Annotated in this window: 16 protein-coding genes; 7 read left to right on the top strand and 9 right to left on the bottom strand. The window is 72.7% G+C overall.

The window, feature by feature from the left end; genetic code table 11:
• The first annotated feature begins 215 nt into the window (after positions 1-215).
• Positions 216-419, top strand: coding sequence for a cold-shock protein (locus ABZ822_RS30255; protein ID WP_030620150.1), 204 nt, complete (start codon positions 216-218; stop codon positions 417-419).
• 196 nt (positions 420-615) lie between these two features.
• Here ABZ822_RS30255 and ABZ822_RS30250 read toward each other — a convergent pair whose 3' ends face one another.
• From ABZ822_RS30250 to ABZ822_RS30240, 3 genes are all read right to left on the bottom strand, one after another.
• Positions 616-1,047 (bottom strand): hypothetical protein, encoded by a 432-nt coding sequence (locus tag ABZ822_RS30250; protein ID WP_360861171.1) that lies wholly within the window; start codon positions 1,045-1,047, stop codon positions 616-618.
• 100 nt (positions 1,048-1,147) lie between these two features.
• Entirely contained in the window at positions 1,148-1,879 is a 732-nt protein-coding gene (locus ABZ822_RS30245; RefSeq protein WP_360861235.1) for an AMP-binding protein, read from the bottom strand.
• Between the two features lie 14 nt (positions 1,880-1,893).
• Positions 1,894-3,054, bottom strand: coding sequence for an AMP-binding protein (locus ABZ822_RS30240; RefSeq protein ID WP_360861170.1), 1,161 nt, complete (start codon positions 3,052-3,054; stop codon positions 1,894-1,896).
• A 250-nt stretch (positions 3,055-3,304) separates the two neighbouring features.
• Between ABZ822_RS30240 and ABZ822_RS30235 the strand changes: the two genes are divergently transcribed.
• Positions 3,305-4,438 (top strand): AraC family transcriptional regulator, encoded by a 1,134-nt coding sequence (locus ABZ822_RS30235; protein WP_360861168.1) that lies wholly within the window; start codon positions 3,305-3,307, stop codon positions 4,436-4,438.
• Positions 4,439-4,490: 52 nt separating this feature from the next.
• Here the strand turns inward: ABZ822_RS30235 and ABZ822_RS30230 are convergent, their stop codons facing one another.
• Together ABZ822_RS30230 and ABZ822_RS30225 are read right to left on the bottom strand one after the other, a co-directional pair.
• Positions 4,491-6,365 (bottom strand): AMP-dependent synthetase/ligase, encoded by a 1,875-nt coding sequence (locus ABZ822_RS30230; protein ID WP_360861232.1) that lies wholly within the window; start codon positions 6,363-6,365, stop codon positions 4,491-4,493.
• Positions 6,366-6,750: 385 nt separating this feature from the next.
• Positions 6,751-6,933, bottom strand: a complete 183-nt coding sequence (locus ABZ822_RS30225) for a hypothetical protein (protein ID WP_360861166.1) — start codon at positions 6,931-6,933, stop codon at positions 6,751-6,753.
• A gap of 133 nt (positions 6,934-7,066) precedes the next feature.
• Here ABZ822_RS30225 and ABZ822_RS30220 point away from each other — a divergent pair, with 133 nt between their 5' ends.
• A complete protein-coding gene (locus ABZ822_RS30220; RefSeq protein ID WP_360861164.1) occupies positions 7,067-8,455 on the top strand; it encodes a 3-oxoacyl-ACP reductase in 1,389 nt (462 codons plus the stop codon).
• A 115-nt stretch (positions 8,456-8,570) separates the two neighbouring features.
• Positions 8,571-9,542 (top strand): MaoC/PaaZ C-terminal domain-containing protein, encoded by a 972-nt coding sequence (locus tag ABZ822_RS30215; RefSeq protein ID WP_360861230.1) that lies wholly within the window; start codon positions 8,571-8,573, stop codon positions 9,540-9,542.
• Positions 9,543-9,563: 21 nt separating this feature from the next.
• Here the strand turns inward: ABZ822_RS30215 and ABZ822_RS30210 are convergent, their stop codons facing one another.
• Together ABZ822_RS30210 and ABZ822_RS30205 are read right to left on the bottom strand one after the other, a co-directional pair.
• On the bottom strand, positions 9,564-10,271 hold the full coding sequence (locus ABZ822_RS30210) for a TetR/AcrR family transcriptional regulator (protein ID WP_360861228.1): 708 nt from the start codon (positions 10,269-10,271) through the stop codon (positions 9,564-9,566).
• 204 nt (positions 10,272-10,475) lie between these two features.
• Positions 10,476-11,387 (bottom strand): dihydrodipicolinate synthase family protein, encoded by a 912-nt coding sequence (locus ABZ822_RS30205; protein ID WP_360861162.1) that lies wholly within the window; start codon positions 11,385-11,387, stop codon positions 10,476-10,478.
• Between the two features lie 71 nt (positions 11,388-11,458).
• Between ABZ822_RS30205 and ABZ822_RS30200 the strand changes: the two genes are divergently transcribed.
• Both ABZ822_RS30200 and ABZ822_RS30195 read left to right on the top strand, forming a co-directional pair.
• Positions 11,459-12,463: a LysR substrate-binding domain-containing protein gene (locus ABZ822_RS30200; RefSeq protein WP_360861160.1), complete on the top strand. Its 1,005-nt coding sequence runs from the start codon at positions 11,459-11,461 to the stop codon at positions 12,461-12,463.
• A gap of 152 nt (positions 12,464-12,615) precedes the next feature.
• On the top strand, positions 12,616-13,218 hold the full coding sequence (locus ABZ822_RS30195; RefSeq protein WP_360861158.1) for a hypothetical protein: 603 nt from the start codon (positions 12,616-12,618) through the stop codon (positions 13,216-13,218).
• A gap of 44 nt (positions 13,219-13,262) precedes the next feature.
• On the opposite strand, the gene ABZ822_RS30190 is transcribed toward ABZ822_RS30195, so the two are convergent.
• Positions 13,263-13,628 (bottom strand): hypothetical protein, encoded by a 366-nt coding sequence (locus ABZ822_RS30190; protein WP_360861156.1) that lies wholly within the window; start codon positions 13,626-13,628, stop codon positions 13,263-13,265.
• 332 nt (positions 13,629-13,960) lie between these two features.
• On the opposite strand from ABZ822_RS30190, the gene ABZ822_RS30185 reads away from it, so the two are divergent.
• A complete protein-coding gene (locus ABZ822_RS30185; RefSeq protein WP_360861154.1) occupies positions 13,961-14,104 on the top strand; it encodes a hypothetical protein in 144 nt (47 codons plus the stop codon).
• Positions 14,105-14,229: 125 nt separating this feature from the next.
• Here the strand turns inward: ABZ822_RS30185 and ABZ822_RS30180 are convergent, their stop codons facing one another.
• On the bottom strand, positions 14,230-15,492 hold the full coding sequence (locus ABZ822_RS30180) for a TerD family protein (protein ID WP_360861152.1): 1,263 nt from the start codon (positions 15,490-15,492) through the stop codon (positions 14,230-14,232).
• Positions 15,493-15,685: the final 193 nt, after the last annotated feature.

The raw sequence follows: 15,685 nt of genomic DNA, 5'->3' as shown, positions 1-15,685 counted from the left end.
CAGGTGAGAGACGTGTCGCGGCGACAAAACCCGCCCCCTGGGTGATCTTCACCTCTTCCTCGGCGAGAACGCCCCGTGCTACTCTCACGGCAAGTTGCAGTTTGGTTTCCCTTGCAGTACAGAGCCTGCGGAGCATGTGACGCCGCAGGCTTTTGTAGTTTTCAGACTTCTTGCAGGTTCTGGAGCAGGGCAACCCTTTGGCCCAAGGAGGGCTTATGGCTACCGGAACCGTCAAGTGGTTCAACGCCGAGAAGGGCTTTGGTTTCATCGCCCAGGACGGCGGCGGCCCCGATGTCTTCGTCCACTACTCCGCGATCAACGCGTCTGGCTTCCGCTCCCTGGAGGAGAACCAGACCGTGACCTTCGACGTCACGCAGGGCCCGAAGGGCCCGCAGGCGGAGAACGTCACCCCTGCCTGATCGCAGAACCAGCAAAGCAGTACCCAAGGAGCCCCGCTCCTCCACCACGGTGGGGAAGCGGGGCTCCTGCCTGTGGTGGGCCCGTGATGCGCCTGTGGTGGGCCCGTGGTGCGCCTGTGGTGCGGGGCCTCTCGGCGGGGTCCGGGTGTCAGGTCACGGTCACCGCTCTGCACGGCTGCCCCCGCCTCCGTGAGCGTCACCGCTCCGGGCAGGCGAGACGGGGGTCCAGCCGATTGGGGCAGGAGATGAGCGCGTACGAGGCGAAGCGCCCGTCCCGCAGGTAGAAGCCCCATACGACGTCCCCGCCCCGGCTCAGCAGGTCCACCGCGTCCTTCTCGCGCCGGTCCAGCGGCGGCCACCGGGCGTCCTCCGGGTGCAGCAGATCCGGCAGCACGTCCCCCGCGCGGGCCCTGATCCACGCGGCCGCCTCCGCCGGATCGGTGAAGGTGGAGCGGATCATCCGGCGGGGTTTGCGCAGCCACTCCACGACGCGGAGGGGCGTCACCTCCGACGCCGCGAAGGCAGCCTCGAACTCCGGCCGCCGCTCGTCCTCCTTGTCGAACAGCCAGCGGGGCCCGACCCAGGCGTACGCGTGACAGTGCACGGCGCGGGACGGAGACCGTTCCACCTCTCCATTGTCCGCCCTCCGCCCGGTTTGTCCCGCGGTCCGGGCGGAGGGCGGCTCTGATGCGGGCCCGGGCTGCGTCCTTCCAGACTTCGCGCCCCGCTCAGTCCCGCTCGTACAGGGCCGCGATCTCCGTCGCGTACCGCTCGGACACCGCCGCGCGGCGCAGCTTCAGGGTCGGGGTCAGCAGGCCGGAGGCCACCGTGAAGTCCTCGTCGAGGATCGCGAAGGCCCGGATGCGGGCGGGGCGGGCGGCCCGGGCGTTCGCCGCGTCCACCGCCTCCTGGCAGAGCGCCCGCACGGCGGGGTGGCGCGCCGGGCGGCCGCCGGTGTCCACGCCCTCGCGCCGCGCCCATCCGGCGATCTCCTCCGCGTCGAGCGTCAACAGGGCCACCGGGTACGGGCGCCGGTCCCCGACCATCACCGCGCGGGAGATCCACCGTGACTGCTGGATCGCCGACTCGACGAGCGAGGGCGTCAGGTTCTTGCCCGAGGAGGTGATGATCAGGTCCTTCTTGCGCCCGGTGATGGTCAGGAAGCCGTCGGCGTCCAGGGCGCCGAGGTCGCCGGTGTGCAGCCAGCCGTCCGCGTCGACCGTCTCGCGGGTGGCCGCGTCGTTGCCCTCGTAGCCGGGGAAGACGTTGGCGCCGCGGACCAGCACCTCGCCGTCCTCGGCGATCCGCACCTCGCAGCCCCGCATGGGCCGGCCCACCGTCCCGTACCGGACCGCGCCCGGGTGGTTGAGCGCGACGGCGCCGCCCGACTCCGTCATCCCGTACCCCTCGAAGAGGGCGATGCCGGAGGCGCGCAGAAGGTCCAGGGTCTGCGGGGCGATGGGCGCCGCGCCGGTCAGCGCCCAGCGCAGACGGCCGCCGAAGGCCGCACGGACGCGGGCGAAGAGGGCGCGGTCCGCCTCCTGCCACCGGGCCGACGTCTCCTCCGGGAGCGCCTCGCCGCGCTCGCGCGCCTCCGCGACCCGCACGCCCAGCCGTACGGCGGCCTCGAAGCGGTCGCGACCGCCCTCCTGCGACTCGGCCGCCGCCAGGACGCCCGCGTGGACCTTTCGAACAGCCGCGGCACGGACGGCAGATGGGTCGGCCGGACCTCGGCCAGCTCGGCGAGGATGTTCTCGGTCCGCCCGCCGAAGTAGCAGAGCGTCCCGCCGCGCAGGAGCGCCTTGAACTGCACGAGCTGAGCCAAGAGATGGGCGAGCGGTAGGTAGAGGTACGTGAGGTCGCCCGGGCCGCCGTCGGTGAGTCCGAGCGTGCCCGCGCAGACGGCGTCGATGTTGCCGTGGGTGAGGCGGCAGCCCTTGGGCGGGCCTGTGGTGCCGGAGGTGTAGACGATGGACGCCAGGTCGCCGGCCTTGACGGCCGCGCCGCGGGCCAGAAGGTCGGCGAGCGGCGCGGGACCGGGCAGGGGGCTCATGTCGAGAGCGGCACCGCCCGATGCGTGGTCGGGGGCGGCGCCCGGGGCGTCGGCGGGTGCGGCGTCCGCGGCGTCGGCGGGTGCGGCGTCCGCGGCGCCGGACATGAGCAGCACGTGCCGGAGCGCGGGCAGGCGGCCGCGGATGCGGGCGATCCTCGCGGCCTGCGCCGCGTCCTCGCAGAGGATCACGCCGGCCCCGGAGTCGCCGAGCACCCAGGCCACTTCCTCCTCCCCCGCGGTCGGGTAGACGGGGACGGCGACCGCGCCCGCTGCGAGCACCGCCAGGTGCGCGTACGTCCACTCGGGGCGGGTCTCGCCGAGGATCGCCACCCGGTCGCCCGCCCGCACCCCCAGCTCGCCGATCAGTCCGCGGCCGACAGCCCGTACGGTGTCGCGCAGTTCCCCGTACGTCAGGCCGGCCCAGCCGTCTCCGCGCCGGAAGCGCAGGGCGGGCAGATCGCCGAAGCGGTCGGCGATCCATTCGGCGAACTCCGCGAGTGTGGCGGGCTGTTCGGGCCATGCGGACTCTTCGGGCCGTGCGGACTGTTCGGGCCGTGCGTGCTGTTCGGGCCGTGCGGACATGGCGCCTCCTCCGGTCGTGCGGGGCGCGGGCCCCGCGGGGGCGTAGGTCGTACGACGCGCGCGCACGACGCTACGGAGCGGCATGGCGGGCAGGCATGACGGGAAGCGTCAGCACGACTGGCTTCACCGCTCACCGCGACCAGGTGAGCAGCGGAGCCGCAGCCCACGGACATCACGGGGGACCGGCCGACGGGCCCCCGCAGCCCGAACGGAGCCGCGAAGCCCCCGGACCCCCACGGAGCCGCTCTCGATGCCGAACCGGCGGACGATCACGGTGCACCACGCGCGCGCCGTCCTGCGCGGCACCCGGCGCGCGGGGATCGACGCCGTACCGCTGCTGCAACAGGCCGGGATCCCGCCCCTGCTGCTCCGCGACGACCGGGCGCGGATCACGCCCGAGCAGTTCACCGGGCTCATCCGGGCCGTGTACACCGCCACCGGCGACGAGTTCCTGGGCCTCGGCGCCGCGCCCAGCAGACCCGGCACGTTCGCGATGATGTGCTGCGCCTCGCTGGGCTGCCCTGACCTCGGCGCCGCCACGGAACGGGCTTTCCGCTTCTACGGGCTCTTTCCGTGCGGCCCCCGGTTCTCCCTGGAGCGGCACGCCCCGGCGGGGGAGGCGGGCACCGGCCGCGGCGAGGCCGGGGGCGTCGGCGGTGAGGCCGCGGGCGTTGGCGGTGAGGCCGTGTGCGTCGTCCGCAACGACCTCTCCCACGACGAGGACCGCTTCGTCGCCCAGTGCCTGCTCGTCGTCTGGCACCGGCTCTCGAGCTGGCTCGTCGGGCGCCGTATCCCGCTCCTGCGCGCCGAGTTCGCCCACCCCGCGCCCGCGGGGCCGCACCGCGCTGAGTACGACCTGCTCTTCGGCTGCCCGGTGCGCTTCCGCGCCGAGCGCACCGCCGCCGCGGTGGACGCCCGCTGGCTGGCCGCCCCCGTCGTCCAGGACGAGTCCTCGCTCCGGGAGCTGCTGCGCCGGGCACCCGCCGCCCTGCTCAGCCGCCACGACTACGGGACGACCGTGACCGAACAGGTCCGCCGGGTGCTCGTACCGGCCCTGCGGGGCGGCGGTCCCGCCCGGCTCCCGGAGGCGGCGGAGGTCGCGGCCCGCCTCGCGGTCAGCCCCTCCACGCTGCGGCGCCGGCTGCATCAAGAGGCCACGTCCTTCCAGCAGTTGAAGGACCTGGTGCGGCGTGACGCGGCGATCGCGGCGCTGGCGAGCGGGCGGGAACCGATCGCCGAGCTGGCGGCGCGGCTCGGCTTCTCCGAGGACACCGCCTTCCACCGCGCCTTCCGCCGCTGGACGGGCACGACGCCGGGCGCGTACCGGACGGCCGCGGGCGGGGAGGGGGCGGAGACGTACCGGGCCGCAGGCGGGGCGGAGTGACGGAGGGCCGGGCGGGTGCGCGAGAACGCACCTGCCCCGCGCTCCGCCCCGGCTACTGCCGCTTCGCGTACAGCGCCTCGATCTGGGGGGCGAAGTCCCGGATGATCACCCCGCGCTTCAGCTTCATCGACGGCGTCAGATGCCCCCGGTCCTCGGTGAAGTCCACCGGCAGCACGATGAAGCGGCGGATCGACTCCGCCCGCGAGACGAGTTCGTTGGCGTCGTCCACACACCGCTGGACGTCCGCCAGCAGCTCCGCGTCGTGCACCAGCTCCTCGATCCGCAGGTCCTGCTTCTTCCGCATCTGCCGCCAGTGCGCGAGCCCGTCCGGTTCGAGGGTGATCAGCGCGGTGACGTACGGGCGGTTGTCGCCGATCACGATGCACTGGCCGACGAGGGGGTGCGAGCGAAGCCGGTCCTCCAGGGGCGCGGGGGCCACGTTCTTGCCCGCGGCCGTGATGATCAGCTCCTTCTTGCGCCCGGTGATGGTGAGGTAGCCGTCCTCGTCCAGCGCCCCGAGATCGCCGGTCGGGAACCAGCCACCACTCGTCGCGGGTACGGCGGTGGCCATGGACGCGTCCCAGTAGCCCGAGAAGATGTGGGCACCGCGCAGCAGCACCTCACCGTCGTCCGCGATCCTCACGCCGGTGCCCGGGAGCGGCCATCCGACCGTGCCGAGCCGGGGTTTGAGGGGCGGCGTGACGGTCGAGGCGGCGGTCGTCTCCGTCAGCCCGTAGCCCTCGAAGACTTCGATGCCGGCGCCGGTGTAGAAGGCGGCCAGGCGGTGGCCGAGCGGCGAGCCCCCGCAGACCGCGTACTTGACCCTGCCGCCGAGGGCGGCCCGTATGCGGCGGTAGACAAGGGGGTCGTAGAGCGCGCGGGCGGCACGCAGGCCGGGGCCGGGCCCGCGTCCCGTGCCGTGCTGCTGCGCCTCCAGGGCCTCCCCGTAACGCCGGGCGATCTTGGCGGCGCGGTCGAACGACGACGCGCGTCCCATCTTCTCGGCCGTGGCCCGGCCGGTGTTGAAGACCTTCTCCAGGACGTACGGGATGGCGAGCAGGAAGGTCGGCCGGAAGCCCGCGAGATCGCCGAGGAGGTCGTCGGTCTGGATGCTCGGGGCGTGACCGAGCCGTACGCGGGCGCGCAGACAGCCGATCGCGACCATCCGTCCGAAGACATGGGACAGCGGGAGGAAGAGGAGAGTGGAGGCGGGCTCCTTGGACACGGACTTGAAGACCGGGTGGAGCAGTTCGATGGAATTGTCCACCTCGGCGAAGAAGTTGCCGTGCGTCAGGACGCAGCCCTTGGGGCGGCCGGTGGTGCCGGATGTGTAGATGAGGGTGGCGATCGACTCGGGTCCGAGCCAGGCACGGCGGGCTGCCGCCTCCTCGTCCGTGACGTGCCGGCCGGCCGAGGCGAGCTGGGAGACCGCCCCCGCGTCGAGCTGCCAGAGGTGTGCCAGATAGGGCAGTCCCGCGCGCTCTCCGCTGATCAGCCGCGTCTGCTGGACGTTCTCCACCACACAGGCCGCCGCACCGGAGTCGTGGATGATCCAGGCGGCCTGACTCGCGGACGACGTGGGGTAGATGGGGACCGGGATCAGGCCCGCGGCCCAGGCGGCGAAGTCCAGGAGAGTCCACTCGTACGTCGTGCGCGCCATGATGGCCAGCCGGTCGCCGGGGCGGAGACCGTGCGCGATCAGGCCCTTGGCGGTGGCGAGCACCTCGGCGGCGAACTCGGCGGCGGTCACGTCCCGCCAGGTGCCGTCCGGCTGCTTCCGGCTGAGCACGACATCGGCCGGGGCCTCGGCCGCGTTGTCGAAGGGGATGTCGGCGACGGATCCCTTGGCGACGGTCGGTACGAACGGGGGGACGGACACCTCGCGCACGACGCCGTCCACGACCGACTTCTGCGGCGGGACGAGCACGGGGGCGGGGGCAGGGCCGGGCCCCGCGGTGATTCCGGTGCTGGTGCTTCCGGTGGCGGTGGCGGGTGACGGCGGTGCGGATTCCTGGCGTGACACGAGCGGCTCCTCGTCTCTTGGGTGGTGCGAGCGAATCGGGAGCGTGGGGGCTGGCGGGGTGATGCGTGTCCTGCGTGGTGCGTGTCCTGCGTCGGCGGGTGATGCGTCTCGGCGGGGCGGTGGTGCTGTCGGCGGGGTGTGCGAGCGGCGTCGGTCGTCAGTACGGCGGCGATGCGGTCACGGATGCTTCGTGAGCGCGTCGAGTGTCGTAAGTGCTGTCGGGCGGCGGACCGGGCCGGCGGGGTGCGCGGCCGGTCACCCCTGGTACGGGTGCGACGGTCGCGCGGACTCAGGGGCGTTCGAGGACAGCGGTCACCCCCTGGCCTCCCGCCGCGCAGACGGTTTCGGTGGCGGGGGCCGTGTCCGTACCGGGCGCAAGGCTGCTGCCGGACACGGGATCCGTCGTGCGCGGCGCGGTGGGCGCGGGGGAGGTGGCGGGCGCGTCCCCGCCGGCCACGTCTCCTGTGGCCACGTCTCCTGTGGGTACGTCCTGGGCGCGGGAATCCCGGTGTGGACCGTGCGCGTGAGAGCTCATCTCGACCAGCTCCTGACCCAGCAGTAACCTTACCGCGAAGTAAATTTACGGCAGGGTGAGGAGTTGGCCAATGGCCGATCGCTATCTTCGTTTCGCCGGAAGCGCTCCCGGCCGGTTCCTCACCCAGCGCCTCGGACTGCCCCGGCCCGCTCCCCTGCACCGGTGGTCGGCGCAGCACCCTGCCCTCACCGGCCCCTTGCTCCACCTGCCCGTGGCCGAGCCCGCGCAGGGCGCGGAGTTGGCCGCGATCCTCTCGCGGACCGGCCTGGAGGTCCATGGGCGTGCACAGCCGGACCTGTCGTACGCGGCTGTCGTGGTGGACGCGACCGGGGTCGGCGACACCGGCGCACTCGGCGAGGTGCACGCCGCGCTCCATCCCGTCGTGCGCCGGGTCGCGGGCGGCGGACGCATCATCGTGGTCGGCGCGGCGCCGGATCCGGCCGATCACCACCAGGCGGCCGCCCAGCAGGCGCTCGAAGGGTTCGTACGCTCCCTCGGCAAGGAGACGGGCGGAGGGCGCACGGTCCAGCTCGTGCGCCTGGCGCCTTCCGCCGCGCCCGCCGCGGAATCCACACTCCGCTTCCTCCTCTCCCCCAGGTCCGCCTACGTCAGCGGCCAGGTGATCGAGGTGGACGCCGGGGGCGAGGCGTACGGCGCCGGGGGCGAGGCATACGGCACCAGGCGCGCGACGTACGGCGCCGGGGGCGAGGCGTACGAGCCGGACCGTCCACAGGCCGGTCGTACGGTCCTGGTCACGGGCAGCGCCCGCGGCATCGGCGCGTCGGTCGCCGAGGTCCTGGCGCGCGACGGCGCCCACGTGGTCTGCCTCGACGTGCCGCAGGCGGAGGACGAACTGGCGGCGCTGGCCGACCGGTTGGGCGGTACGGCCCTCGCGGTCGACATGACGGCGGACGACGCGGGCGAACGCATCGCCGCCGCCGTACCGGGAGGGCTCGACGTCCTGGTCCACAACGCGGGCATCACGCGCGACCGGCGGCTGGCGAACATGGCCGCCGACCGCTGGGACCAGGTGCTGGACGTCAATCTCGGCAGCGTCCTGCGGACGACGGACCGGCTGCTCGCCGCGGGTACCCTGCGGGGCGGCTCGGGCCGCGTCGTCGCCACGGCGTCGATCAGCGGCATCGCGGGCAACGCCGGGCAGACCAACTACGCGGCGAGCAAGGCCGGAATCATCGGATTCGTCCGCTCCCTGGCCCCGCGGGCCCGCGCCGAGCACGGCGTCACGGTGAACGCGGTGGCGCCGGGCTTCATCGAGACGAGGATGACCGCGGCCGTACCGCTGCTGATCCGCGAGGCCGGGCGCCGTATGAACTCCCTTGCCCAGGGCGGACTTCCGGTCGACGTCGCGGAGACCGCGGCGTGGCTGGCACACCCCGCGTCGGGCGGCGTCAACGGGCAGGTCGTACGGGTCTGCGGCCAGAGCCTGCTGGGAGCGTGACGGCGGCGTGCGGGACGACACCAGGGACGAAGCGGGGTTCGAGTGCCGGGGCGAGGACGGCTCCGGGGGCCGAGGCGGGGAGGACGTCCGGCGCCTCGCCCGCGTGCCGCGGCTGGTGCCCGCGCTCGCCGTGGGGGTGCTGACAGGGCTCGGCAAACGGCCGCGCCGGGACGCGGTCCTTCCCCGCACCCGGCTCGTGGTGCCCGGGGTCCGGACCGACCGGCGGCGCCTGGCGGCGTACGCCGAGGTCTGCGGCTTTGCCCGCGGCCTCCCGTCCGCGCATCCAGCCAGGGGCCGACCCGGCGATCGGCCCGGACCGCCTTCCGGCTCCCCCGCCGTGGAGGAATGGCTGCCCCTCACCTATCCGCACGTCCTGGGCTTCCCGCTCGCGGCCCGGCTGATGGCGTCCCGGGCCTTTCCGCTCCCGCTGCTCGGCCTGGTCCACACGTCCATCGAGATCACGCAGCGGACACGGCTCAACGCGGATGACGTGCTCGAACTGTCCGTTCACGCCGAGGAGTTGCGGCCCCACCGGCGCGGTACTGAGGCGGTGATCGTCACGGAGGCGCGGCGGGAAGGGGTGCCGGTCTGGCGGGACCTGAGCACGTACCTGGCACGAGGACCGGTCGCCTCCACGGACCGCGCCAACGCCGTCCCGGACGGGCCCCGGACGGGAGAGCCTCGGACGGAGGCGTCGTTGACGGAGGGGCCCCGGACGGGAGAGCCGCGGACGGAGGGGACGCTTCCGCACCGCGCCACCTGGCGTCTGCCGGCCGGCCTCGGACGGCGGCACGCCGCCGTGTCCGGCGACTACAACCCGATCCACCTCCACCCCTGGACCGCCCGCCCGCTCGGGTTCCGCCGCGCCATCGCCCACGGCATGTGGACGTTCGCGCGCTGCGTCGCCGAGACGGACGCCGCGTCGGCCGACGAGGTCACCGTACGAGCCGAGTTCCGCAGCCCGGTGCTGCTCCCGTCGGCGACCGCGTACGCGGCCGACGGCCCGGCCTTCGAACTCCGTTCCGCGGACGACCCCGGCCGCCTCCACGTCAGGGGCGAGGTGACGCTGCCGCAGGTCCGGCCGTGAACGGCGCGCGGACCGGCAGGGCTACCGGTGCGGGCTCCAGCGCTGCCCGTTCGTGAGGTTCTCCAGGCCCGCCCAGGCGAAGTTCATCAGCGTGCCCGCCGTCTCCTTGGCCGAAGGGCGGTCGCCGCCACGGTCGTTGGCCCAGGCGGCCAGCGACTCCGCCGCCCCGACGAGTGCGTGCGCTAGACCCGCGATCTCGCGCTCGGCCAGCTCGTCGGCCTCGGCTTCCACCTCCACGAAGGGCACCGTGCCGCCTTCCGCGCCACCACTGCTGGACGGCGTATGCCGTGCCTCCCCGCCCTTCGCCGTGGCGCACGCCGTCTCCCGCGCCGCGTCCGCGATGAGCCGGGTGACGAATGCGACGATCTCGGCGCGCATCGCCGCCACATCGGCCGAGAACGGCTCCCCGTATCTGCGGGCCTGGTTGTGCAGCACGGCCCAGCCGTCCGGGTGTTCGGCGGTGTGCGAGAAGAAGGCCGTGAGCCCGTCCCACAACATCTGTTGCGCGGGCTGCCGCGGCGGGGTGCCGTCTCCCGGCAGCACCGCGTCGCGCACCGCCTGCACCAGCGCCTCCGCCTCCCGCCGGATGCAGGCGGCGAACAGTTCTTCCTTGGAATGGAGGTAGAGGTAGACCAAGGGCTTGGAAATGCCGGCGCGTTCGGCGATCCCGTCCATCGAGGCGTTCCCGTAGCCGCACCGGGCGAAGGTCGTCACCGCCGCGTCGAGCATCTGCTGCTCCCGCACCGCACGCGGCAGCCGCCTGCTCCTCGTACTCACGCCCCTCGCCCTCCGCCGCACTTGCTACTCGGAGGTAAGTTTACGGTCCGACAGGACACCGCCCGGGGCATTCCGCCGAAGACGCCAGTTCTGCCCGGACCAGCGGCTGTTCGGGCCACCGCGGATTCCGGTCCACCGTCGTCACGACCGCCCGCCCTACTCCCCCAGCGCGGCCAGCCGCTTCAGCGCCGCGTCCACCGCGTCCTGCCCCGCGGGCAGCAGCGGAAGCCGAACGTCCGGCGTGGGGATCCGCCCGCGGGCGTGCAACACCCCCTTGATCACCGTGGGGTTGGGCTCGGCGAACGCGGCGGCCGACAGCCCCGCCAGCTCGTGCCCGAGCTGCCGGGCACGCCCCGCCCGGCCCTCACGCCACGCGTCGGCCAGCTCCACGAAGCGGCGGGTCGCCAGGTGCGCGGAGGCGAGGATGCCGCCGGCCGACCCGATCGCCATGAGCGGGGACGCGTAGACGTCGTCGCCCGCCAGCACCGTGAACTCCTGCGGGAGTTCGGGGTCCCCGAGGAGTTCGACGGCCGCCTGGTCGATACCGCCCGCCGCGTACTTGAGGGCCAGGACCCCGGGGATCCGGGCCAGCGCCCGCAGCGCCGCCCCGCTCAACGGCTGCGCGGTGCGGTACGGGATGTGGTAGGCGACCAGGGGCACCGGGCTCGACGCGGCCAGCTCGGCGAAGTGCGCGTGGACGCCCGCCTCCCCTGGCCGCGTGTAGTACGGGACGGCCACGAGCGCCGCCGTGATCTGCGGCCACCGCGCCAGCCCGGCGAGGGCCGCCGCACCGGACCGGGTGTCGTTGGATCCGGCGCCCACGGTGAGCGCCGCGCCCCGCTCCCCGCAGACCGTGGCGCAGACATCGATCACGGCGTGCTTCTCGGCGGGGTCGAGCGCGGCGGCCTCACCGGTCGTCCCGAGCGCGACGATCCCGGCCGCGCCCGCGTCGAGCACGGAGCGGGCGAGGGCTTCGAGGGCGTCCTCCGCGATCCGCCCGTCGGCGGCGAAAGGGGTCACGAGCGGCACATGGATCCCGTAGAGGGACGCAAAGGTCTTCTGCTCCATGGGACGAGGCTGAGGCACGGGAATCATGCAGGTCCAGTTCGCTTTTCTGCGCGTGGCCTTAAGCTGAGCCGATGCTCGACGTCCGACGCCTGCGTCTGCTACGCGAACTCGCCCTCCGCGGCACCATCGCCGCCGTGGCCGAGGCCCTGGCCTTCACCCCCTCGGCGGTGTCCCAGCAGCTCAGCACGCTGGAACGGGAGGCGGGCGTCGCGCTGCTGGAGCGCACGGGGCGGCGGGTCGTCCTCACCCCCGCGGGACACAACCTCGTACGGCACGCGGAGGCCGTTCTCGAACGCCTGGAACAGGCCGCCGCCGAACTCGCCGACACCCGCCAGGGCCTGGCGGGACCGCTGCGCATCGGCACCTTCCCCACGGCAGCGCGGGCGATCGTCCCGGCGGCACTGACCGCCCTCGCGCGCCAGCACCCGGGCCTGGAGCCGATGGTGTCGGAGATCGACCCGGTGTGCGTGGCGGACGGGATACGGGTGGGCGAACTGGACGTCGCGCTGATCCACACGTACGACTTCGTGCCCCCGCTCGCCGAACCCGGCCTGGAGAGCAGGCCGTTGTGCGTCGAGGCGATGTACCTGGCGTCGTACGTGGGAGCCGCATCGGTGACGGCGGCGGGCGCGGCCGCCGCCGGGGCGACCGCGGCCGGCCCGGGCGAGGCGGTCGGCCGGTGGCGGAACGCCCCCTGGATCACCGCGACCCCGGGGACGCTCTGCCACGCGATGACGATCCGCGCCTGCGAGGCCTCCGGCTTCACCCCGCGCATCCGGCACCAGGTCGACGAGTTCACGACGGTGCTCGCGCTGGTGGCGGCGGGGCAGGGGGTCGCCCTTGTGCCGCAGCTCGCCATCGGCGACGCACCGGACGGGGTCGCGCTCACGCGGCTGCCGATGAGCAGGCGCACCTCGGTCGCCTTCCGCAGCGGCGCGGCGGGCCACCCGGCGATCGCCGCGCTCACCGCGGCGCTGCGGGGCGCGGTGCCGGAGGAACTGCGCGGCCCGCCCCAGCAGGACCGGCACGGCGCGGGCCCCGCAGGACCGCCCTTCACGCCGGTCGCGCACGGCTGACGGCGGGGGCGGTCACCTACCGCGGCGTGCACGCGTCGAGCGGTTCGTACCGGCCCCATGACGGGAGATCGCGGCGACGGGCCATACTTCTTCCGGGCCGCACGTACGCCGGTGGACGGGCGGCCACGCCAGGAGGCGGCAGGGGAGGCCAAGTGGGGGACGGCTGGGGCGCGTTGCTCGTGGCGGTGGTGGGTGTCGCGGGCACCCTGACGGGCACGCTGCTCTCACAGAGCCGCGCCGACCGCACGAAGCGGATGGAGCTGGAGGCGGCCGCCGAACAGCGGCGCGAGGAGCGCGAGCACGCGGATGCACTGCTGCAGGCGGAACGCGCCGAGGCCCGTGCCCAGCAGCTTCTCGAACTCCGCCGCGCCTGCTACATCGCCGTGAACACCGCGGCGCGGCAGTACATGACCGCACAGGTCAACGTCGTACACGCACTCCGCGACGGCACGGGTGACCTCGACGCCGAACTCCAGCAGCTGGAGGACCGCCGCACGGCGCATCGCGAGAACTACGCCGAAGCCCAGATGATCATGCCCGTGAAGGTCCTCGCCGTCGCGGGGATCGTGAGCCGGCACCTCAACACGCGATACGGCACGCTGAAGCGCATCGCCGGGACGACGCCGTGCGACGAGGCCGAACTCCGCGCTTTCGACGAGGGGTTCGACGAGGCATGGGGGCATCTGTCGCACCTGCGCGGCGAGATGCGCGAGGACTTGGCGGTCGACGCGGCGTCCACGGGCCTGGACGACTGACGCCGTCGCCAGGGGCGCGCCGCTCAGGCGCAGACGGGATGCGGTCAGCCGCTCTCCGGCGCGGTCCGCTGGCCGCGCCCGCCGCCGGTACCCGTGACCTCGGGCGCGTACAGGGTCGCCAGCGGCTCCGGCCCGGCGTACCGGCGGCAGGGACACTGCTCGTGCGCGAACCGGATCTCGTCCCCGTCCTCGTCCCACTCCACCGGCTTCTTCACCTCGGCGTAGCAGCGCCCCTCCTTCGGGTCGTGGTACGCGAGGTGGTGACGGCAACCGCAGACCGGCTCCGGGCCGTTGATCTCCCGCAGCCGTTCCGTACGACGGTCGCGGGCCGCGGACTTCACGCGATCCCAGACGCCACCCACGACATATCCGCCCGCGATGATCACGACCGCGATCTCGAAACCCGTCACCGCACACCCCCTGTCCCCGGGCGCCGCGCCACCCGGCGTCCCCGACCGTTCTCCCCCGCCCTGACCAAGCGGTCAGTGTAGGGACGGCGGCTGCGGAGAGCGACGGCCCGAAGCAGATGAAAGCGCGCATTCGATGGCGTGTGCTTCGCCACGCCGCGACGAACCGCGGCCCGCCCGCACCCCTGGGCGTACGGGCGGGAAAGGCTGCCGCTACTCACCAACTCCCTGTATTCTTCAAGGAGTTCATCCCCGTTCCTCCTCACAGTTTCGTCGGCTGGATGCCGGCGGAGGCCCCGTCCCTCGGGGCCCGTCCGGAGGAGCGAGGAGGAGCGATGGACGATCAGGACCTGGAGCGGACGAGCAACCGGTGGGCCGGGCCCGAGAGGTGGACCGGGCCGGACAAGTGGCAAGTCCTCATCGGCGTGCTGAGTCTTCTCGTCGCGATCGTCGCCTGTGTAGGTCAGTTCGCCCGCTAGCAGCACGCACGCGGGCGCCCCACAGGAGAAGGTCCGGGCACGGCCGGCACGCGCCGAAGGCGGTCGGTCAACGGGAGAGTGCCTGGGCCCGACCTGCGTCCGCCCGCATCACAATCTGCTAGCGCCTACCTGGTTTTGAACTCGACCTTTCCGGTGCTCATTCGGAAGTTCCCATTCGAGTACAGCGTGGGACGGGCCTCTACATGGTTGCCGCTGTACTTCTCCACATGCCGGATCTGGGCACCGCCGGAGACGGTGAAGTCGATCAACGCAATGGCGACCCAGTAGGACAAGTTGCGATTATTGAACAGTGGCACGGTGACGGTGGAGCCCCGCCCGTCAGTGACGACTGCCCGGGCACCGTAGGACTTGAACGAACCAGTCCCGTTCTCCACCGCGCTGTAGGCACACAGAAGGACGTAGCCCTGGAGGTCCGGACGACGGATCGTGACCGTCTCTCGGCCCGGCACCCTGGAGTCACCATCCAAGGCGATGTAGGGCGGCGTTACGGACGATCCGAGCTGTCGGTAGTAGATGACCTCATCCGACTTGTTCGGACGCTTGCCAGGTGGGGTGACAAGACTTCCAGGAACGTAGAGGGCGTACAGGTCGAGGTCGGCGCCGGCCCGCCTTCGGGCCACGCTTCCGCCGTTCCACTCAAGTGTGGCCGTCACGATGAGGTTCGGGTCGTCCTTGCGCATGTCGATGGTCGCCTGACCGGCCTTGGTGAGGGCGACTTTGCCCAGTGGGACGAGGGGGCGAACGGGTGTTGTCGATGGGACGCGCTGAGCCACCGGCGAGACGTGCGGTGCGTAGGTGAGGCGCGGCGAAGCGGGAGGCAGATGCCTGGTCTGCACGGGCGGCGCAGACGAGACCTGTTCCGCGGATAGTCCCGGGTCGTCAACGTCGATGCCGAAGTCCGAGGCCAGACCCGCCAGCCCTGTATCCCAACCCTGGCCTACCGCTCTCGCCTTCCAACTACCTGCGCGACGGTAGAGCTCGATGAGAATGGCCACCGTCTCCCGATGCGTGAGCGGCGGCGGCGCAAAGGTGATCCGCGCTTCCCCGCATTCGATAACCGCATGGGGGGTGTTGCTCGTGTCGAAGTGAGTGGCACGCAGCTCCGGGTCGATGCTCGCGACAACGGCGACACGTTCGACTGTCGTGGGGACCGCGGCCAGATTCGCGACGATGGTCTGACCCTTCAGTTCGATCCCGTCCTGCGACGAGTGGTTGTAGAACACCAGATCGTCATCACTCCGCACCTTGCCGTCCTGCCCGAGCAGCACAGAAGACACATCGATGCCCGTAGTCGGGGAGCTGAGGGTGACGCGGCAGACCGCCGCAGACAAGACGACATTGCCGCCTTTGGAAAGAGTGGTAGCCATGTGTGACCTCTCACGGTGATTCGTACATCGTGGTATCCCCAGCCCTTCCGTGGAGGAGAAACACCGATTTTCCTGATTCGAGCCTTTGCGGTGTCACAATGTGCGCCGATGGCGCTGTCGCCCGTATCAGTTGCCGTCTCACTCAGCGCTCGCCTTCACCGCGCACCGTTGACCGGGGCTCAGACCGTGTGGC

Source organism: Streptomyces sp. NPDC047108 (assembly GCF_040643575.1).
GTDB lineage: Bacteria > Actinomycetota > Actinomycetes > Streptomycetales > Streptomycetaceae > Streptomyces.
This window is presented reverse-complemented; position numbering and strand designations above follow the sequence as displayed.